The following is an 18803-nucleotide window of genomic DNA, read 5'->3' as shown; positions in this document are numbered from 1 at the left end:
GTCGGTCCGGCTGGCGAACCTCGACCTCAACCTGCTCGTCTCGCTGCGCGAGCTGTTGCGTGAACGCAACGTCACCCGGGCCGCCGCCCGGATCGGCATTCTCCCAGCCGGCCGCCAGCGCGGCCCTGTCCCGGCTGCGCCGCCACTTCGAGGACGAGCTGCTGTCCCGCCATCCCGGCGGCTACGTGCTCACCCCGCTCGCCGCCCAGCTCGTCGACCAGGTGGAGGGCGTCTGCTCGGCCGCCGGGCGGCTGTCGGCACCGGCCACGGCTTCGACCCGTCGACGGCCCGCCGCGGGTTCACCCTGCTCGTCGCCGACTGGACCGTCGCCGTCCTCGGGCCCGCGCTGTCCGCGGGAGCGGCCCGGCGCGCCCCCGGCGTCGAGCTGCGGCTACGGCTGTTCCTCGAGTCGTTCTCCGCCGACATCGGCGAGACCATCCGGCTCATCGACGGGCTCATCGCCCCGCCCGCCGCCCGCTTCGAGCGCCCCGAGCTGCGCTCCACCGCCCTGTTCGACGACCGCTGGGTCTGCGTCGTCGACGCCGCCAACCCGGTCGCCGCCGGGCCGGACCCGACCCTGGACCTCGACGAGCTCGCCGCGATGCCCTGGGTGGTCCCGTTCGCCCCGGACCGTGGCATGTCGGCGGCGGCGCCGATGACACGCCAGCTCCCCCGCCTCGGCGTCGAGCCCGACATCCGGGTGCGGGTCGAGAGCTACCTGTCGGTGCCGTACACGGTCGTCGGCACCAACCGCGTCGCGCTGCTGCAGGAGCGGCTCGCCCGCCAGGTCGCCGACGGGTCGTGCTGCCCTGCCCCGGGGACCCCGGACCGATCCGCGAGCGCCTCTGGTGGCACACCGACCTCGACCCGGACCCGGCTCACGAGGTCACCGTCGAGGACCGCTGGGTGGTCGTCGACACCGGCCGTCGCCCCGCCGCCGAGGAGACGTCATGACCACCACCGACTCCGCAACGGCCACCACCCGGGCCCCGGCCCGGCGCCGCGCCCGGACCCCGATCGTCGACGCCGACATCCACCCGGTCGTCACCGCCGACCGGCTCGCGGCCGCGCTGCCCGAGCCCTGGCGGCGCCGGTTCCTGCGCTTCGGGCTGCGCGGCGCGCCGCCGCCCGCGGTCTACCCCCGGGTCCGGCACGGCGGCATGCGCCGCGACTCCCACCCCGAGGCCGGGCCGCCCGGCAGCGCCTTCCGGCCCCCGGGCAGTGACCTGGACCTGATGCGCAGCCAGCTCCTCGACCCCTACGACGTCGTCGCCGGGGTGCTCATCCCGATGCAGGGCCACACCGCGGGTGCCGAGGAGCCCGCGTTCGCGGCCGCGCTGTGCCGCGCGTACAACGACGTGCTGGTCACCGACTGGCTCGACCCCGAGCCGCGGCTGCGGGCCAGCATCTGCATCCCGCACGAGTCGCCGGCGGAGGCGGTCGCCGAGATCGAGCGCCGCGCCGCGGACCCGCGGTTCGTGCAGGTCCTGTTCCACAGCGGCACGTTCCTGCCCTGGTCGGACGCCAAGTACCGGCCGATCTACGCCGCGGCCGCCGCGCACGGGCTGCCGGTGGCGATCCACCTCGGCGGCACCGAGGGCCACCGCGGCGACGGCTGGCCGTCGTTCTACCTGGAGCAGCACGCCTGGTACGGCAACGCGGTCGCGGTCGCGCTGACCGGGCTGGTCGCCGGCGGCGTCCTCGATGTGGTGCCGGACCTGCAGTTCGTGCTCGTCGAGGGCGGGGTGTCCTGGCCGCCGTCGCTGCTCTGGGGCCTCGACGACGCCTGGGAGCTCTGCCGCGACGACGTGCCGTGGCTGACCCGTCCCCCGTCGGAGATCGTGCGCGAGCGGGTCTGGTTCACCACCCAGCCGATCGACGAGCCGCCGATGCCCGCGCACCTGGCGACGACCTGGGAGCAGACCGGGATGACCGACCGGATCCTGTTCTCCTCCGACTACCCGCACTGCGACTTCGACGACCCGATCACCGCGCTGCGGGTGCTGCCCGCGGCGCTGCGCCGGCCGCCAACGCCGCCCGCCTCTACGGCCTGAGCCTGCCCGGGAGCGAGGAATGAGCGCCGAGCCGGCCGAGGAGTTCTTCGACGCCGACACCCACCTCGCACCGGCCTCGTTCACCGACCTCTCGCCGCTGCTGAGCCCCTACTGGCGCGACTACGCCCTGGGGGCCGCGCTGCGCGTGGACCCGTCCAGGCCGGTGCCTACCCGCCCGCGATGGTCGAGGGCCCCGCCCCGCACGACGTGGCGCCCCTGCGCGCCGCCGTCCTCGACCCCCCCGGCCCCCGGTGGCGGACGGGTCACCACGGCGGTCCTGACCTGCACCACCGCGTTCGACGTCAGCCGCAACCACGCGTTCGAGGCCGCCCTGTGCCGGGCGGTGAACACCTGGGTCGCGCAGCGGTTCCTCGACCACGAGTCCCGCGCCCGCAGTCGGTCGCCGTGCCGCTCGGTGACCCGGCGGCGGCCGACGCCGAGATCGAGCACTGGGCGGACGACCCGCGCTTCGTGCAGGTGCTGCTCCCGGTGCGTGGCCACGATCTGCGCTGGGGTGACCCGGTGTTCCGGCCGGTCCTCGCCGCGGCCGCCGCGGCCGGGCTGGTCGTCACCCTGCACGCCGGGGGCCGGGTCGGCAGCGCCCCGACCACGACCGGGTTGACCCACACTCACCTGCAGGGCTACCTGTCCCACGGGCAGGTCGCGCAGTCCCAGCTGGTGTCGCTGGTCGCCGAGGACGCCCTCGGGGCGCTGCCCGAACTGCGGGTGACCGTCGCCGAGTGCGGGTCGTCCTGGCTGCCGCCGCTGCTGTGGCGGCTGGACAAGGAGTGGCGCGGCATCCGCCGCGAGGTGCCGTGGGTGGACCGGATGCCGTCGCAGTACGTCCGCGAGCAGGTCCGGTTCACCACCGCGCCGGTCCATCTGCCGCGCGACCCCGGCGAGCTGCGCGACGCCCTGGAGGTCCTCGGCGCCGCCGAGATCCTACTCCACGCCGGTGACCACCCGCACCGCCACGGCGACGGGGCGGCCCGGCTGCTCGCCGCCCTCGACCCGGCCGCCCGGGCCGCGGTCCGCGGTCCGCGGTCCGCAACGCCACCGCGTGGTACCGCGGCCCGGACACCGCCGCCACACCGTCGCAGTCCTTCGCGTCGACCCACCACGTACCGGAGGTCCCCCGATGACCCGCACGACGACCCGGCTCGCCGCGGTCCTGCTCGCCGCCTGCCTCGTCCTCGCCGGATGCGGGTCGGGGGGCGGCCAGGACGGCCGCGACCGGATCACCTTCCTCAACATCCTGCCGATGGAGTCGCTCGGCTACGCCGCCGAGATGGTCGCCGACACCAAGGGCTTCTTCGCCGCCAACGGTCTCGACGTGACCTTCGAGGCCACGCAGGGCTCCGCGCCGGCCATCCAGACCCTGCTCGCCGGGTCCGCGGAGATCTCCCGGATCGGCGACATCGAGACGATGGTCGCCGCGGGGGAGCGCGGCGCACCGCTGGTCGCGATCGGCGGGGTGGTGCACGACGGGGCGCTGCGCCTGGTCTCCTCCCGGCGGGCGCCGATCACCGACGCCGCGGGACGGGGCCCGACCGGCATCGACCCGCAGCGCTGGCAGGCCACCTACGACGAGGTCTCCTCGGTCGGTCAGGCCCCCGCCGGCCAGGACCCGGCGCAGTGGCTCGACGCCGGCCTCGACGGCACGGAGGGCAGCCGATGAGCACCCGACGACACGACGACGGTCCCCGGCACCGGAGCAGGAGACGAGCATGACCCAGGAGACGGCGATCCGCTCCGCCGCGCAGGCGGCCCCGACCGGGGGCGCGGTCGGCCTGCGGGCGTCCGGTGTGGACAAGGTGTACCCGACCCGGGCGCGGCGAGGTGCGCGCGCTGTCGGGGATCGACCTGGAGGTCGGCCGCGGCGAGTTCGTCTCGCTGGTCGGGCGCTCGGGCTGCGGCAAGACGACGTTGCTGCGGATCCTGTCCGGTCTGCTCGCCCCGTCCGCGGGGCTGGTCGAGGCCGGCGGCCTGCCCGCCTGGGCCGCCGGCCGTCGCGACGACGCGGTCTTCGCCGAGTTCGGGCTGGTGTTCCAGGAGGCGAACCCGCCGCTCGGCGTGCGGCACGCCACGCAGCTGCTGCTCGTGGGGGTCTGGCAGTTCACGGTCTCGGTGGTCGGGGTCTCGGAGTTCATCCTGCCGGCGCCGACCGCCGTCGTCCAGGCGCTGGGGGAGCTGCTCGCCGGAGACCTGGGGCCACATCGGCGTGACGCTGCTGGAGGTCCTCGTCGGGTCCGGCGCCGCGCTCGTCGCGGGCGTCTGCGTCGGCGCGGTGCTCGGGCGCATCGAGTGGCTGCGCCGCGCGGTGCAGCCCGCCCTGGTCGCGCTGCAGGTCGTGCTCAAGGTGGCGTTCGTGCCGATCTTTCGTGATCTGGTTCGGCTTCGGTCCCACCTCGAAGATCATCATGGCCGGGCTGCTCGCGTTCTTCCCGATCATGCTCAACGTGATGCTGGGGGTGCGCTCGGTCGAGCGCGGGCACCGCGACGTCATGACCGGGCTGGGCGCCTCGCGCTGGGCGACGTTACGGAACCTGGAGCTGCCCGCGACCCTGCCGTACGTGTTCGCCGGCGCCGAGGTCGCGATCGTGTTCTCGGTGATCGGCGCGATCGTCGGTGAGTACCTCGGCGGCAGCGCCGGGCTCGGCTACCTCGTGGTGTCGAGCCTCAACGCCCTCGACGCGCCACGGCTGTTCGCGGTGATCGTGCTGCTCGCGGTGCTGGGGTCGCTGCTCTACATGATGGTGACGACCGCGAAGCGCCTGGTCATCCCGTGGCACGAGTCGGTGAACACCGGGGTCTGACCGGCCGCGGCGGCACGGCGACCCGAGCACGGCTGCCCGAGCACGGCGACCTTCAGCACGGCCTTCAGCATGTCGGCGCCGCCGGGGTCACGCCCCGGCGGCGTCCCGGGCCCAGCCGGTCAGCACCGGCACGACGACGGCGAGTGCCTGCGGCTCGCGTGCCCACCCGATGTGCGGGCGCGCTCCGGGGACGTCGAGGTGGTGGCGGCTCCGGGTCGCCGCGCCGAACATGGTCAGCAGCGCGTCGACCGAGGCGGGCGGGGCGAACCCGTCGCGGTCGAACCCGATCCCGAGGACCGGCAGGTGCACCGCGGCGATCGACGGGGTGTGGTCGACCCGCGGCGTGCCGAACGCGAGCCGCCCGGTGCGGGCCCACCGGCCCCAGCCGCACATCTGCCCGCGGGCCTCCCGCCCGGCGAAGCCGATCCGGTCGCCGGGGAAGTGCCCGATCAGCGTCGACGCGGCCACGACGGCCTGGGTACGCAGCAGGTGCGCGAGCCCCCAGACCCGCCAGTCGACGCTGCCCGACGCGACCAGGGCGACACCGTCGATGCGGTCGGGGTGCCGTGCGGCATGGGCGGCGGCGAGGTGCCCGCCGAGGCTGTGCCCGACGACGAACACCGGCGCGCCCGGCCGCGCGGTCCGCACCGCCTCCACGGCGGCGGCGAGGTCACCGACGAGGTCCTCGTAGCCGAAGTCGTTGCGGCGTCCCGGCGGGGGAGCGGGGCGGGCCTGGTGCCCGCGCAGCTCGGTGACCGCGGCGGCGACGCCGGCGTCGTTCAGCGCGGTCAGCAGCGGGGCGTAGAACGACGCCCGCAGCCCCATCGCGGGCACGACCAGCAGCACGGGAGCACCGGTGTCGGGCACCGGGTGCAGGGTCAGCTCGAGCGGCGCCGGGGCCGGGCGGTCCAGGACGGTGGTGACGGGCACGCCGGTGATCCTCTCCCGGCCGCCCGCGGGGTCAGGCCGGGGCCCCCGCCAGTGCGCGCAGGCCGGCGTCGAACACGGCCATGACCTCGTCCACGAGCTGGGTCAGCGTCGGCGAGCGCGGGTCCACGCCGTGGTCGCCCAGCCAGTGCTGCACCGCTACGCGCAGCCCGGTCACCGCGGCGGCCGCGGCCAGGGTCGGGTAGAGGTCGCGGGCCGGGTCGGACCCGGTCCGGGTGACGACGGCCTCGGCCAGCGCCCGCTCCTGGGTGGCGAACACGGCCAGCTGGTGCGCGAGGATCGTCGGGTGCCCGCGCAGCGCCCGCAGCGCCTGCACCCGGTCGAGGTAGCCGGGGTCGGTCACCACGGCGCGCAGTGCGTGCCGCAGCGACTCGGTGACCGGCTCGTCGTCGGGGCGGGCGGTGAACGCGGTCAGCAGGGTGTCGGCCGCCGACTCGTTGGCCGCCACGACCGCCTCCTCCTTGGAGGTGAAGTAGTTGAAGAAGGTGCGGGGCGCGACGTCGGCGGCGTCGGCGATCTGCTCGACGGTCACCGCGTCCAGCCCGCGGGCGCTGCACAGCCGCAGCGCGGCACCGGCGAGCGCGACGCGGGTGGCGGCCTTCTTGCGCTCGCGACGCCCGGGGGCGGCCTGCTCAGCCACGGTCGGCTCCGGTCCGCTCGCGCTCGGGCGCCTCGATGACCGAGACGAGCTCGTGGCGGCCCGGTTGCCCGTCGGTCCGTGCCGTGCCGTCGACGGCGCCGTCGACGGGTGTGCCGGTCGGCAGGTCGACGTCGAGGCGGAGCCCGTCCGAACCGACGGTGACCCGGCGCGCGGCGGGGCGGCCCTCCCAGCGGTACACGGTGGACACGATCCCGGTGGCGACGCAGATGCGGTAGTGCCCGTCGGCGTCGGCGCGGGTCCGGCCGAGCTCGTCGCCGGTGGGGTCGAGGACGGTCAGCACGGCACCGCCCGCGGGGGCACCGTCGGCCCGCACGAACCCGTGCAGCACCGGACCGGACGGACCGGTCGGCGGGACCGGGGTGACGGTGGCCCCGGCAGCGGGGTCGGCCGGCTTCTCGATGTCGAGGGTGTCGCGCAGCGGCACCTCGCGCAGGGCCAGGATCGCCAGCAGTGCCAGTGCTGCGAGCGGCGCCGCCACGAGGAAGATCATCGAGGTGGCGTGCCCGTAGGCCTCCATGACGATCGAGCGCACCGGCTCGGGCAGGTCGGCCAGGTGCGGCACCTGGCCGCCGCCGACCGCCGCCCCGCCGTCGACGCCGGCCTCGGCCAGCCCGGCCGCGGTCCGGGAGCCGACCACGGAGGCGAGCAGCGCGCCCAGCCCGGCGACACCGGCCGAACCGCCCAGCGAGCGGAAGAAGGTCACCGTGGAGCTCGCGGCGCCCATGTGACGCAGCGCGACGGTGTTCTGCACGGCGAGCACGAGGTTCTGCTGGGTGGTGCCCACGCCGATGCCGACCAGAGCCATCGCGACCGCGACCAGCCAGTACGGCGCGGTCGAGGAGATCACCGCGGCGCCGAGCGACAGGCCCGCGGTCAGTGAGATCGCACCGCCGACGAGGTAGCGCTTCCAGACGCCGGTGCGGCTGATGAGCTGGCCCGCGATGTTCGACGCGCCGAACATGCCGACGATCATCGGCAGCGTGAGCAGCCCGGCCTCGGTGGCCGTGGCGCCCCGGGCGAGCTGGAAGTACTGCGACAGGAAGATCGTGGAGCCGAACATCGCGACGCCGACGAACAGGCTCGCGACGGTGGCGAGCACGACGGTGCGGTCGCGGAACAGGAACGGCGGCACGACCGGGTCCTTCGCCCGTCGCTCGACGACGACCGCGGCCACCAGCAGCACCAGGCCGGCGCCGATCAGGCCGAACGAGGTGGGCGAGGCCCACGCGAACTGCTTGCCGGCCAACGAGGTCCACAGCAGCAGCGCCGACACCGCGGCGGCGATGAGGGTGGCACCGAGGTAGTCGATGCTGACGCGCTCGCCGTCGGCACGGACGGGGGTGGGCACGTTCAGGGTGCGTTGCAGCACGAGCAGCGAGAGCGCGGCCAGCGGGACGCCGACGAAGAAGCACCAGCGCCAGCCCAGCGGCGAGTCGACGATGATGCCGCCGAGCAGCGGCCCGCCGACGACGGCGATCGACATGATGCCGGAGAGGTAGCCCATGTAGCGGCCGCGCTCGCGCGGGGTGATGATCGCTGCGATCACGACCTGGGTCAGGGCCTGTAGACCGCCCATGCCGAGGCCCTGCAGGACCCGGAAGCCGATGAGCTGTCCGGTGGAGACCGCCAGCCCGCAGAGCAGCGAGCCGACCAGGAAGATCCCGATCGCGGCCTGGACCAGCAGCTTCTTGGAGTAGAGGTCGGCGAGCTTGCCCCAGATCGGGGTCGAGGCCGTCATCGCCAGCAGTGACGCCGAGACCACCCACGTGTACTCGGCCTGCGTCCCGCCGAGGTCGCCCAGGATCCGGGGCAGCGCGTTCGACACGATCGTGCTGGACAGCACGCCGACGAACAGCGCCATCAGGAGGCCGGTCAGGGGGAGCAGTACGTCGCGGCGGTGGGCCGCGGCCTCCTCGGGGGTGCGCGCGGGGCGGGTAGTTGACGTCACCCAATGATTCTGGCGCAAAGGTGCAGACTGTGCAAGTTTGCCGATCGTGCGTCGGCGCACACTCTGCACCGATGCGGCCCGGCCGGCCCGAGCCGCCCGTGCCGCCGCGTGAGCTCCACGCCGGCTGCGCCGCCGGGACGCTCCGCCCCGCTCGGAGGGCAGCACTCCGGGGACCGGTACCGCGTCGGGTCGCGGGGCGCCGGGCACGTCCTTCCCGCGCCGACCCGGGCCCCCCGCCGGGAGCTTCCGCGGCGGAGTGGACCCAGGCGGTGACGGGACCCAGGCGGTGACGGACTCAGGAGGTGGCGGGCTCGTCAGGCCGGACGGCCAACTTGGCCAGGCGCTTCTCGGTCGGCCAGCGGACGTTCCACGCCCAGCCCAGCTTCTCGAACAGCCGGATCGTGCCGGCCGAGATGTCGATCTCGCCGCGACCGACACCGTGCCGGGCCGAGGTGGGATCGGCGTGGTGCAGGTTGTGCCAGGACTCGCCCATGCTGGGGATGGCGAGCAGCCAGACGTTGGTGGACCGGTCCCGTGCCTTGTACGGCCGCTCGCCGACGAGGTGACAGATCGAGTTGGTCGACCACGCGACGTGGTGCGACACCGCGACCCGGACCAGCCCGGCCCAGAAGAACGCGGTGAACGCTCCCCACCACGACCAGGTCACCAGGCCGCCGACGACGCCGGGCCCGAACACGGACAGGATCGTCAGGACCGTGAAGCCGCGGTGCACCCGGTCGATGTCGGGATCGGCGAGCAGGTCCGGGGCGAAGCGGCGCTGGTCGGTCAGCGACCGGTCGAAGATCCAGCCCATGTGGGCGTGCCAGAAGCCGCGGACCAGTGCGGCGGGGGAGGTGCCGTAGCGCCACGGCGAGTGCGGGTCGCCCTCGGCGTCGGCGTAGGCGTGGTGACGGCGGTGGTCGGCCACCCAGTGCCGGACCGGCCCCTGCACGGCGAGGCTGCCGGCGACGGCGAGCGCGATCCGCAGGGGCCGGTTCGCGGTGAACGAGCCGTGGGTGAAGTAGCGGTGGAAACCGACGGTCACCCCCAGCATCGACACGACGTACAGGCCGAGCGCGAGGCCGGCGTCGAGCCAGGTCAGCCCCCAGCCCCAGGCGAGCGGGACGGCGGCGACGAGCGCGACCGCCGGGACGATCGCGAACGCGTAGACGAACAGGTGCGGTACGGGATGGCGGAGCCGGTCGGAGAAGTCCGAGCGCGGCGCGGGCCGGGTGTCGGTCACGCCCACGATGGTTCCGGCTCGCACCAGAACGGACAGTGGGGACAACCCCCCTCACGTAACCTGAGTGAGGACTTCTCAGGTCGTGCCGGGGGACCGGTGCAGGACACCATCGGAGTTCGACGAAGGGACCTCGCCGTGGCGGACCTCCTCGGCCGACCCGGGAACCGGCGCGCCCGGCTGCGTGCCCTTCTCGACGCCGGCCCCCGGTGCTCGCCCCCGGCGCCTACGACGCACTGTCCGCGCGGCTGGTCGAGCAGGCCGGGTTCGACGTCGTCTACATGACCGGGTTCGGGACGACGGCCGGGCTGCTCGGCCGCCCCGACGTCGGGTTGCTCGGAGGCGCGGAGATGGCCGCGCACGCGGGCAGGCTGGCCGACGCCGTCGACCTCCCGCTGATCGCCGACGCGGACACCGGCTACGGCAACCCGCTCAACGTCATCCGGACCGTCCGCGACTACGAACGGGCCGGGGTCGCCGCGCTGCACCTGGAGGACCAGGTCATGCCCAAGCGGTGCGGGCACCTCGCGGCAAGCAGGTGGTGCCCGCCGCGGAGATGGCTGCCAAGGTGCGGGCCGCCGTCGACGCCCGGACCGACCCGGACCTGCTGGTGATCGCCCGGACCGACGCCGCCGCCGTCGACGGGCTGGACGCGGCGATCGACCGGGCCCGCCGGTACGCCGACGCCGGCGCCGACCTGCTCTTCGTGGAGGCGCCGACCTCCGAACGGGACGTCGAGACCGTCGCGACCGCGCTGGCCGGGCACCGGCTGGTGTTCAACTGGGCCGAGGGCGGCCGCACCCCGCCGCTGTCGCGCGACCGGCTCGCCGAGCTCGGCTTCGCCCTGGTCCTGTTCCCGGTGGGCACCCTGCTCGCGGCGACGGCCGGGATGCGGGAGCTACTGGAGCGGCTGCGTGCGGAGGGCACACCGGCGTCGCTGATCGACCGGCTCGGCGGTCTCGATGCGTTCGCCGAGCTCGCCGGGCTCGGGGAGGTCCGCGAGCTCGAGCAGCGCTACCGCGCCGACGGCGGCTGACCGGTTCCCGGCCGCCGCCCGCCGTACACATTCCTCCGCGGGGAGGTTGGCTATACACGGTCACGAGTGGCGGGTCGATATGTCGTCCATCACACTTGGTGCAGATGACCTTGCCGACCTGCGGACGTCGACCGGAACGGGTCGGGCCGGCAGGGTCCGGAATCGCCCCAGGCGGTGGATCGTGCAGCAGAACACTCCCCGGCTCCGCATCTGCGAACGATGCTGGTCGTCGGTCGCGGACGGCTCGGTCTGTCGGATCTTCCGGCACTCCGACCCCACCGCTCCGCTGGAGAGGCCCACCTTCTCCTACCGTCACCTCGACGGTGACCCGGCGTGCAGCGGGGCCCAGCAGCCCGAGCTGGAGACGAGGGGGGTCGCATGAGCGCGCTCCCCGTGCCGGGACGCACGCTGCGCCCGGTCCCCACGCCGGTCGCGCGCGCCCGGACCGTGCCGCCCGGCCGGCCCGCACCGCCAGCCCGAACCGCGCCGCCCGCCCGGACCGTGCTGCCGCCGGCCGACCCGCGGCCGGTGTCGTCGGCCGACCTGGAACGGCTGCGCGAGAACCTCCGACGCGTGCTGGCCGGTCTGCGCTGGCCCGCCCATCGCTGGCAGGTCCTCGCCGAGGCCGAGGCGTGGGGGGTGAGCGGCCTGGTCCGCGAGCAGCTCGTCCCGCTGCCGGACGGGCGGTACCCGTCGTTCGAGGCCGTCGTCGAGGTGCTCACGGCGGCGGCGCACGACCGGCTGCGCCCGACGTCGGTCCGGCCCGCGGTCGGCGCGGACCGGCTGCACCCCGGGGAGTCGGTCAGGAGGTCGGCCCTGGGGTCGGCCGGTGTCCCGCGGCACCTGCCGCGCGCCGTGGGCGGGCCCGTGCCCGGCACCGGGCACCGCCCGGCCTGAGCCCGACGGGGCGGTGCGCTCGCCCCGTCCGTGCGGCCGTGTCGGCCGGGGTCGGCGGTCCCGAATCCGCCGGCCCCGGCCGGGGCGACCACCCGTCCGCTCCCCAGCGACGGGTGGTGGGTCCTCGGGCTGCGTGGCTCGCGACGGAGCTGAGGCTGCAGGTGCCGACCGACCGGCCACGCGAGGTGATGTATATCACGTGGGGCGGCCGGTTGGCCTGCTTTCCCCGGACCGGGCGACGGTATCGATCCAGCCGGTGGTGCGCGTGTAGCCCGTGGATCACCGGGAAGGTCGCTGGTGCCGGTCCCACGGTGGGCCCGGCACGAGCGAGGAGGCGGACGTGGCGGGGCAGACGGCGATCGGTCTGGCGGTCGAGACGGCGGGGCCGGGGGTGCGGCTGGTCCGGGTGTCCGGGTGGCTGGACCGTCCGGGCGTGGAGGCACTGGCCCGGATGCTCGACGCCCAGACCCGGTGCGGCCGGATCCCGGGCCACCTCGTCGTCGACCTCTCCGGGGTCAACGCCTTCGACGGGCCCGCCACCGAGCTGCTCGGCGCGGTCGTCGCCCGCTCGCGCGCCGACGGCGTACGTCTGCACCTGGCCGGGTGCGGCGGCCGGGCGGAGCTGCTGCCGCTGCGTGCCCGCCAGGTCCTGCAGCGGTGCAGCGCCTTCCCCTCCGCCGAGGTCGCCGTCCGGACACTGACCGCGGCCCGCCCCGGCGCCGCCGGCGGGGGCGGGACCGTGCCCGGACCGCGCCGGGCCGGCGACGACCGCACGGACGACCGCACGGAGGACCGCACGGAGGACCGCACGGAGGACCGCACGGAGGACCGCACGGAGGACCGCACGGACGACCGGCAGGTCTCCTCCGCCACCTGACCGCGACCGGCCCGGGGTCCTCAGCCCGCCGCGTCGTGGGCGCGGCGCACGGCGGCGGCGCCGTCGTCGTCGAGCTCGCCCCAGCAGCGCAGCCGGGACAGCCCGCCGTCGGGGAACACGTCCAGGCGCAGGTGGGTGGCCGCGGCGGCGCCGGGCAGCAGGAACCGGTGCCGGGTGTCGGGCTGCACCCGCTCGCGGTCCCGCAGCACCGTCCACGACCCGCCGGTGCGCTCGTCGCGGGTGCCGATCGAGACCCAGCCCGGCGCGTTCCCGACGAACCAGGTCGTGTCGACCTCCACGTGCCGCGGCACCCCGCCCGCGGCGAGGGCGAACTCGACCCAGTCGTTGCCGCCGTCGCGGCGCCGGGCGTTCTCCCAGCCCTCGCCCATGTGCCGGGCCCGGCCGGGCAGCAGCAGGTTGCCGGGGGAGGAGTAGAACGCGTCGGAGCAGCCCGTGACGTGCCCGCCGTTCTCCGCCGCGAGCAGGTCCACGGTGCCCTCCAGGAACCGCGGGTCGGGCAGCACCCGGCCGAGCACCCGGAACCGGGCGATCCCGCCGTCGGGATGCATGATCAGGCGCAGGTGGGTGGCCCGGCGGGTGTCGGTCACCGGGTAGACGTTCGCGGTGTGCCCCGCGCAGGCCGAGCGCGGCACGATCTCGTGCCAGGGCGCCTTCTCCAGCTCGTCGGGCGAGGGGTGCCCGTCGACGGCGGTCGCCTCCACCGCGATCTCCGGCGGGTAGTTGCCCTTGAACCAGGACGTGTCGACGACGACGTGGTCCACCACACCCGGCGCGCCCAGGCGGATCAGCGCCCAGTCGTGGCCGGGCTCGCGGCGACGGCGGGTCTCCCAGCCGTCGTAGACCTTGCCCTTGAGGCCGAACTCGTCGGGGTCGAAGCGGGGCGGCGCGGCGGTGATGAGGTTCTCGCGCTGGGCGAAGAACTCGTCGTTCGCGGCGACGACGGAGCCGCCGAGCGCGCGGGAGGCCAGGTCGATGAGCGAGGGGTCGGTCACGGTCTGCTCCTGATCATCGGACGGGTGGGGGACGGGTGGTCGGCGGCGATCCGGGCCCCGAGCAGGCGCAGGAGTTCGGCGGCACGGTCGACGGCGTCGTGGTGGTCGCGTGCGGTGTCGGTCAGGGCGTAGGCCCCGGCGAACCCCGCGGTGTGCAGCGCGGCCGCGTCCAGCGTGACCTGCCCGGCGACGGCGACGACCGGGACCCCGGCCGCCCGGGCTGCCGCGGCGACCCCGGCCGGGGCCTTGCCGTGCAGGGTCTGGGTGTCCAGCCTGCCCTCCCCGGTGACGACGAGACCGGCGCCGGCCAGCTCGTCGTCGAAGCCGGTCAGCTCCAGGACGGTACCGACGCCGGGGACGAACCGCGCACCGCAGACCGCGGTCAGCGCGAGCCCGGCGCCCCCGGCGGCACCCGCCCCCGGCGCGGCGGCCAGGGTGGCCGGGTCCCCGCCGGTGGCCGCGGCGAGCACCCGCACCCAGCGGGCCAGCGCGGCGTCGAGCGCGGCGACCCCGCCGGCGTCGGCGCCCTTCTGCGGGCCGTAGACGGCCGCGGCGCCGTGCGGGCCGAGCAGCGGGTTGTCGACGTCGGCGGCGAGCCGGACCCGGACGGCCGGGTCCCGCAGTCGCGGGTGCAGCCCGGACAGGTCGAGCCGGTCGGCCCGGGCCAGCGCCGCGCCGCCCCGCCCGACCTCGGCGCCGTCGGCGTCGAGCACGCGGGCGCCGAGCCCGCGCAGCAGCCCGGCGCCGCCGTCGGTGGTGGCGCTGCCCCCGAGCCCGACGACGACATCGGTGCACCCGGCGTCGAGCACCGCGGCCAGCACGGTCCCCAGCCCCTCGGTGCCCGCGCCGCCCGGGTCGCGCACCCCGCCGGGCAGGACCGCCAGCCCGGCCGTCGACGCCAGCTCCACCAGCGCGGACGCCCCGGCCCGGGCCCAGACGGCCGTCAGCGGAGCCCCGGTGGGTCCGGTCGCGACGGTCGTGACCGGCTCCCAGCCGGCCGCCAGTGCCGCGGCGACCGTGCCCTCCCCGCCGTCGGCGACCGGGCAGCGACGCACCGGGCGGCCCGGGTCGGCGTCGGAGATCCCGGCCGCCAGCGCGTCGGCGACGGCGGCGGCGTCCAGCGACCCCTTGAACTTGTCCGGGGCCAGCAGGATCGCGCTCACCTGAGGTGGGCCAGCGCGGTCGGGGCGTCGGCGGGGGTCTGCGCGAGGTCCTCGAACTCGGTGACGGCGTCGATCTCGGTGCCCATCGCGATGTTCGTGACCCGCTCCAGCACCACCTCGACGACGACCGGCACCTTGTGCTCACGGGCCAGCTGCGACGCCCGGCGCAGGGTCGTGGCGATCTCGTCGGGGTCGGTGACCCGCAGCCCCACACAGCCCAGACCCTCCGCGACGCGGACGTGGTCGACGCCGTAGCCCTTCGGCAGTCCGGTGAGCTCCTCGTCGGCGTGCATGTTGTCGAAGGCCAGCGAGACCTCGAAGTCCATGTCGAACGCGCGCTGTGCCTGTCGGATCAGCCTCAGGTAGGAGTTGTTGACCACGACGTGCACGTAGGGCAGCCCGAACTGGGCGCCGACGGCGAGCTCCTCCAGCATGAACTGGAAGTCGTAGTCGTCCGAGAGCGCGACGACCGGGGTCGACGGGTCGGCGACGACGGCGCCCAGCGCCGCCGGGATGGTCCAGCCCAGCGGTCCGGCCTGGCCGCAGTTGACCCAGTGCCGGGGCCGGTAGACGTGCAGGAACTGGCCGGCTGCGATCTGGGACAGCCCGATCGTCGTCACGTAGCGGGTCTCCGGGCCGAACGCCCGGTTCATCTCCTGGTAGACCCGCTGGGGCTTGATCGGCACGTGTGGGAAGTCGGTGCGCCGCAGCAGCGTCGCCTTCCGCTCGCGGCAGGACTCGGCCCAGGCGCTGCGGTCCGGCAGCGTGCGCGCGTCGCGACGGCGACGGGCCTCGGTCAGCAGGGCGCGCAGCGCGGCCCTGGCGTCGGAGACCACGCCGTAGTCGGGGGCGAAGACCCGCCCGATCTGCGTCGGCTCGATGTCGACGTGCACGAACCGGCGCCCGCGCCGGTAGGTGTCGAGCCCGCCGGTGTGCCGGTTGGCCCACCGGTTCCCGATCCCGACGACGACGTCGGAGTCCAGGAACGTGGCGTTGCCGTAGCGGTGCGCGGTCTGCAGGCCGACCATCCCGGCGGCGAGCGGGTGGTCGTCGGGGATCGTGCCCCAGCCCATCAGGGTCGGGACCACCGGGACGCCGAGGATCTCGGCCAGCTCGACGAGTTCGGCCGAGGCGTCGGCGTTGACGATCCCGCCGCCCGCGACGATCAGCGGCCGCTCGCCCTCGGCGAGCAGGTCCAGCACCCGCGACGCCTGCGGGCCGGTCATCGCCGGACGGTGCACCGGCAGCGGGGCGTAGGTGTCGGGGTCGAAGTCGATGACGGTCTGCTGCACGTCGATCGGCAGGTCGATCAGCACCGGGCCCGGCCGGCCGGACCGCATGAGGTGGAACGCCTGGGCGAACGCGCCCGGCACCTGGGCGGCCTCGCGCACGGTCATCGCCATCTTGGTGACCGGTGCGGCGATGGCCGCGATGTCGACGGCCTGGAAGTCCTCCTTGTGCAGCCGCGCGACCGGCGCCTGTCCGGTGATCGCCAGGATCGGGATCGAGTCCGCCGAGGCCGAGTACAGCCCGGTGACCATGTCGGTGCCCGCCGGGCCGGACGTGCCGATGCAGACGCCGATGTTGCCCGGACCGGACCGGGTGAAGCCCTCGGCCATGTGCGAGGCGCCCTCGACGTGGCGGGCCAGGACGTGGCCGATCGTGCCGCGGGCGCGCATCGCCGCGTAGAAGGGGTTGATCGCCGCGCCCGGGACGCCGAACGCCTGCGTGGCGCCCTCGGCCTCCAGGATGCGGACGGCGGCCTCGGCCGTGGTCATCCGGGTCATGACAGGTCCCCGTTCAGGCGGCGGACGGTGCGGTGCAGGGCGGAGTGGTCGAGCCCGCCGTCGCCGGCGGCACGGGTCGCGGCGACGAGCTGGGCGACGAGCGCGGCCACCGGGGCGACCACACCGGCCTCCCGGGCGGAGTCGGCGACGATGCCCATGTCCTTGTGGTGCAGGTCGATCCGGAAGCCGGGGGTGTAGTCCCCGGCGAGCATCGTCGGCGCCTTCTGGTCGAGGACCTTCGACCCGGCGAGGCCCCCGCCGAGGACCTCGACGGCCGCGTCGAGGTCGGCGCCGTGCGCCTGCAGGAACACCAGGGCCTCGGCGAGCAGGGCGATGTTCCCGGCGACGATCAGCTGGTTGGCGGCCTTGACCGTCTGCCCGGCCCCGGACGGGCCGACGTGCACGACGGTCTTCCCGACGACGTCGAGCAGCGGTCGGGCCGCGGCCACGTCCGCCCCGTCGCCGCCGACCATGATGGACAGTGCGGCGTTCTCGGCGCCCGCCTGGCCGCCGGAGACCGGGGCGTCGAGCATCCGCAGGCCGCGCTCGGCGGCACGGGCGGCCAGGTCCCGGGCGACGTCGGGGCGGATCGTCGAGAAGTCGACGACCAGGGTGCCGGGCTCGGCGGTGTCGAACACCCCGCCGTCGCGGGCGCAGACGTCGACGACGTCGGGGGAGTCGGGCAGCATCAGCGCCACGACCTCGGCCTTGGCCACCGCCTCGGCGACCGTTGCCGCGGCGCGGCCGCCGTCCGCGGCCAGCGCCTCGGCCTTGCCCGGGCTGCGGTTGTGGCCGACGACGTCGTGCCCGGCGCGCACGAGGTGGCGGGCCATCGGGCCACCCATGATGCCGAGACCGATGAACGCGACGTTGCGGGTGTCGGTGCTGCTCATGCGGACGCTCCCTCTCCGACCAGCCAGCCGAACGGGTCGGCGGTGACGGGCTTGTACTCGAGGCTGACCGGCCCGTCGTAGCCGGCGGCGACGACCCGGGCGAGCAGGTCGGTGATCGGCAGGTCCCCGGTGCCGGGCTCGCCGCGGCCGGGGGAGTCGGCGATCTGGACGTGGCCGATCCGGTCGGCGTGGCGGTCGATCGCGGCCGCGGGGTCGTCGCCGTTCACGGCCAGGTGGTAGACGTCGAGCAGCAGCCGCAGGTGAGGCGACCCGACCCGGTCGAGCACGGCGACGGCGTCGTCGGCGGTCCGCAGCGGGTAGGCGTCTATGCCGCTGACCGGCTCGAGCAGCGCGACCGCGCCGATCCGGGCGGCCGCGTCGGCGGCGAGCGCGAGGTTGCCCCGCGCCGTCTCGTCCTGGACGCGCGGGTCCAGGTCGTCGCGACGGTTGCCGTAGAGGGCGTTGAAGCCCAGCGTGCCGAGCCGCTCGCCGATGCCGACGGCGACGGCGACGTTGTCGGCGAACTCCCCCGCGCGGGCGGGGTCGGACAGGATGCCGCGCTCCCCGGCGGGCATGTCGCCCGCGGAGAAGTTGAGCCCGGTGAGGGTGACGCCGGCGTCGGCGACGGCGGTGACGAAGGCGTCGACCTCGCGGTCGCCGGGCACGGAGGCGGCGAAGGGCCACCAGAACTCGACGGCGTCGAAGCCTGCCGCCGCGGCGGCCGCGGGACGCTGCAACAGCGGCAGGTCACCGAGGACGATGGAGCAGTTGACGGTGTAGCGCACGAAGGGGCCTCCTCGTTGAGGACGGGCGGTGCGGTTCTCAGGCGGGCTCGGGCAGTCCCTTGTAGGCACGCCAGCCGCCGTGGGTGGTGATGTCGGTGAGCTCGTCGCGCTGGCGCTCCAGCACGCCGGGGCGCAGCCCGACGGCGAGGACGTCGCGTCCGTCGTCGAGCTCGATCACGGTGAGCTCGAGCTCCGGTGGCTCGTCGGGCAGGAAGTCGGTGCGGATCGCCCGGAGCGGGACGTCGTAGATCTCCCCGGCCAGCGGTACGCCGCCGGCGGGGTCCTCCAGCAGGGCCGGGAACTCGTCGCGCACCGAGTACATGCGGTAGTGCGGAGCGGTCCGGACCTGGCCGAGGAACGGGTGGGCGGACACGTTGTGGTGGAGCCGGCCGCCGCGCATCGCGTCACCGGAACAGAAGAGGGCAGTCACCGGAGCCTCCGATCCTTCCGCAATGCGGAATAGTGATTCCGTTGTGCGGCATGAATCGGACCACGGCATCCGGGGGGTGTCAAGCATCGCTGTCGTCGGTGACCCCTTGACGCTTGCGTGACAGGCGCCATAGCGTGATTCCGCACCGCAAGAGGTGCGTTTCACATTGCGGAAACCAGCGCGTCACATCCGACGCGTTACGACGTGGGAACCGAGGTGGCCCCGATGACGGGACCCGGAACGAGTGACCGGTCC

19 protein-coding genes and 1 pseudogene are annotated in these 18803 nt (G+C 75.1%); 10 read left to right on the top strand and 10 right to left on the bottom strand.

The genetic code is table 11. The features are described 5' to 3' along the window. Positions 1-801 precede the first annotated feature (801 nt). The 6 genes and pseudogenes from XF36_RS34080 to XF36_RS34070 all read left to right on the top strand — a co-directional run bounded on the left by XF36_RS34080 (position 802) and on the right by XF36_RS34070 (position 4870). Positions 802-954, top strand: coding sequence for a hypothetical protein (locus XF36_RS34080; RefSeq protein ID WP_238589258.1), 153 nt, complete (start codon positions 802-804; stop codon positions 952-954). Then, positions 951-2054, top strand: coding sequence for an amidohydrolase family protein (locus XF36_RS13290; RefSeq protein ID WP_064485421.1), 1104 nt, complete (start codon positions 951-953; stop codon positions 2052-2054). The genes XF36_RS34080 and XF36_RS13290 overlap by 4 nt, the downstream gene beginning before the upstream one ends. 180 nt (positions 2055-2234) lie before the next feature. Further along, positions 2235-3005 (top strand): annotated as a pseudogene (locus XF36_RS35215) (amidohydrolase family protein); the annotation flags it as partial. Between the two features lie 187 nt (positions 3006-3192). Next, positions 3193-3732, top strand: coding sequence for an ABC transporter substrate-binding protein (locus XF36_RS13275; protein WP_060712223.1), 540 nt, complete (start codon positions 3193-3195; stop codon positions 3730-3732). A gap of 161 nt (positions 3733-3893) precedes the next feature. Continuing rightward, positions 3894-4439, top strand: coding sequence for an ATP-binding cassette domain-containing protein (locus tag XF36_RS34075; RefSeq protein ID WP_060712222.1), 546 nt, complete (start codon positions 3894-3896; stop codon positions 4437-4439). Next, the gene (locus XF36_RS34070; RefSeq protein WP_060712221.1) at positions 4436-4870 is read left to right on the top strand and encodes an ABC transporter permease; all 435 of its coding nucleotides are present in this window, start codon (positions 4436-4438) and stop codon (positions 4868-4870) included. The genes XF36_RS34075 and XF36_RS34070 overlap by 4 nt, the downstream gene beginning before the upstream one ends. 87 nt (positions 4871-4957) lie before the next feature. Here XF36_RS34070 and XF36_RS13260 read toward each other — a convergent pair whose 3' ends face one another. The 4 genes from XF36_RS13260 to XF36_RS13245 form a co-directional block, all read right to left on the bottom strand. Next, complete coding sequence (locus XF36_RS13260) at positions 4958-5800, bottom strand: alpha/beta fold hydrolase (RefSeq protein WP_060712220.1); 843 nt, start codon at positions 5798-5800, stop codon at positions 4958-4960. A 31-nt stretch (positions 5801-5831) separates the two neighbouring features. After that, on the bottom strand, positions 5832-6458 hold the full coding sequence (locus XF36_RS13255) for a TetR/AcrR family transcriptional regulator (protein WP_060712219.1): 627 nt from the start codon (positions 6456-6458) through the stop codon (positions 5832-5834). Beyond that, the gene (locus tag XF36_RS13250; protein WP_238589257.1) at positions 6451-8427 is read right to left on the bottom strand and encodes an MFS transporter; all 1977 of its coding nucleotides are present in this window, start codon (positions 8425-8427) and stop codon (positions 6451-6453) included. Before XF36_RS13250 ends, XF36_RS13255 begins: the two co-directional genes overlap by 8 nt. A 295-nt stretch (positions 8428-8722) precedes the next feature. Further along, positions 8723-9670: an acyl-CoA desaturase gene (locus tag XF36_RS13245; protein WP_060712217.1), complete on the bottom strand. Its 948-nt coding sequence runs from the start codon at positions 9668-9670 to the stop codon at positions 8723-8725. 206 nt (positions 9671-9876) lie between these two features. On the opposite strand from XF36_RS13245, the gene XF36_RS34825 reads away from it, so the two are divergent. The 4 genes from XF36_RS34825 (at position 9877) to XF36_RS13225 (ending at position 12477) form a co-directional block, all read left to right on the top strand. Further along, positions 9877-10281, top strand: a complete 405-nt coding sequence (locus XF36_RS34825; RefSeq protein ID WP_255357101.1) for an isocitrate lyase/PEP mutase family protein — start codon at positions 9877-9879, stop codon at positions 10279-10281. Further along, positions 10224-10703 (top strand): isocitrate lyase/PEP mutase family protein, encoded by a 480-nt coding sequence (locus XF36_RS34820; RefSeq protein WP_255357100.1) that lies wholly within the window; start codon positions 10224-10226, stop codon positions 10701-10703. The genes XF36_RS34825 and XF36_RS34820 overlap by 58 nt, the downstream gene beginning before the upstream one ends. Before the next feature lie 378 nt (positions 10704-11081). After that, positions 11082-11600, top strand: a complete 519-nt coding sequence (locus XF36_RS13230) for a hypothetical protein (protein WP_060712215.1) — start codon at positions 11082-11084, stop codon at positions 11598-11600. A gap of 340 nt (positions 11601-11940) precedes the next feature. Further along, positions 11941-12477: a sodium-independent anion transporter gene (locus XF36_RS13225; RefSeq protein ID WP_060712214.1), complete on the top strand. Its 537-nt coding sequence runs from the start codon at positions 11941-11943 to the stop codon at positions 12475-12477. A gap of 20 nt (positions 12478-12497) precedes the next feature. Here XF36_RS13225 and alc read toward each other — a convergent pair whose 3' ends face one another. Genes alc through XF36_RS13195 form a run of 6 tightly spaced genes read right to left on the bottom strand, consistent with a single transcriptional unit; the run spans position 12498 to position 18548 of the window. After that, a complete protein-coding gene (alc, locus tag XF36_RS13220) occupies positions 12498-13490 on the bottom strand; it encodes an allantoicase (protein ID WP_060712213.1) in 993 nt (330 codons plus the stop codon). Then, a complete protein-coding gene (locus XF36_RS13215; RefSeq protein WP_060712212.1) occupies positions 13487-14653 on the bottom strand; it encodes a glycerate kinase in 1167 nt (388 codons plus the stop codon). The genes alc and XF36_RS13215 overlap by 4 nt, the downstream gene beginning before the upstream one ends. Continuing rightward, positions 14650-16440, bottom strand: a complete 1791-nt coding sequence (gcl, locus tag XF36_RS13210; protein WP_060712211.1) for a glyoxylate carboligase — start codon at positions 16438-16440, stop codon at positions 14650-14652. Before gcl ends, XF36_RS13215 begins: the two co-directional genes overlap by 4 nt. Then, positions 16437-17333, bottom strand: a complete 897-nt coding sequence (locus XF36_RS13205; RefSeq protein WP_060712210.1) for an NAD(P)-dependent oxidoreductase — start codon at positions 17331-17333, stop codon at positions 16437-16439. Before XF36_RS13205 ends, gcl begins: the two co-directional genes overlap by 4 nt. Further along, entirely contained in the window at positions 17330-18118 is a 789-nt protein-coding gene (locus XF36_RS13200) for a hydroxypyruvate isomerase family protein (RefSeq protein WP_060712209.1), read from the bottom strand. The genes XF36_RS13205 and XF36_RS13200 overlap by 4 nt, the downstream gene beginning before the upstream one ends. Positions 18119-18155: 37 nt before the next feature. After that, positions 18156-18548 carry an allophanate hydrolase-related protein gene (locus XF36_RS13195; protein WP_020623886.1) on the bottom strand — a complete coding sequence of 131 codons (393 nt, stop codon included), beginning with the start codon at positions 18546-18548 and terminating at the stop codon, positions 18156-18158. Positions 18549-18803: the final 255 nt, after the last annotated feature.

This window comes from Pseudonocardia sp. HH130629-09 (genome assembly GCF_001294645.1).
Classification (GTDB): Bacteria; Actinomycetota; Actinomycetes; order Mycobacteriales; family Pseudonocardiaceae; genus Pseudonocardia.
The sequence above is the reverse complement of the archived record's forward strand: the minus strand, read 5'-3'. Positions and strand labels throughout refer to the sequence as shown.

Bases quoted from the DNA above. Each gene is read 5' to 3' on its own strand.
- XF36_RS34820 (WP_255357100.1), top strand. From the start codon at position 10,224: ATGGCTGCCAAGGTGCGGGCCGCCGTCGACGCCCGGACCGACCCGGAC.
- XF36_RS13275 (WP_060712223.1), top strand. From the start codon at position 3,193: ATGACCCGCACGACGACCCGGCTCGCCGCGGTCCTGCTCGCCGCCTGC.
- XF36_RS13205 (WP_060712210.1), bottom strand. From the start codon at position 17,333: ATGAGCAGCACCGACACCCGCAACGTCGCGTTCATCGGTCTCGGCATC.
- XF36_RS13230 (WP_060712215.1), top strand. From the start codon at position 11,082: ATGAGCGCGCTCCCCGTGCCGGGACGCACGCTGCGCCCGGTCCCCACG.
- gcl (WP_060712211.1), bottom strand. From the start codon at position 16,440: ATGACCCGGATGACCACGGCCGAGGCCGCCGTCCGCATCCTGGAGGCC.
- XF36_RS13290 (WP_064485421.1), top strand. From the start codon at position 951: ATGACCACCACCGACTCCGCAACGGCCACCACCCGGGCCCCGGCCCGG.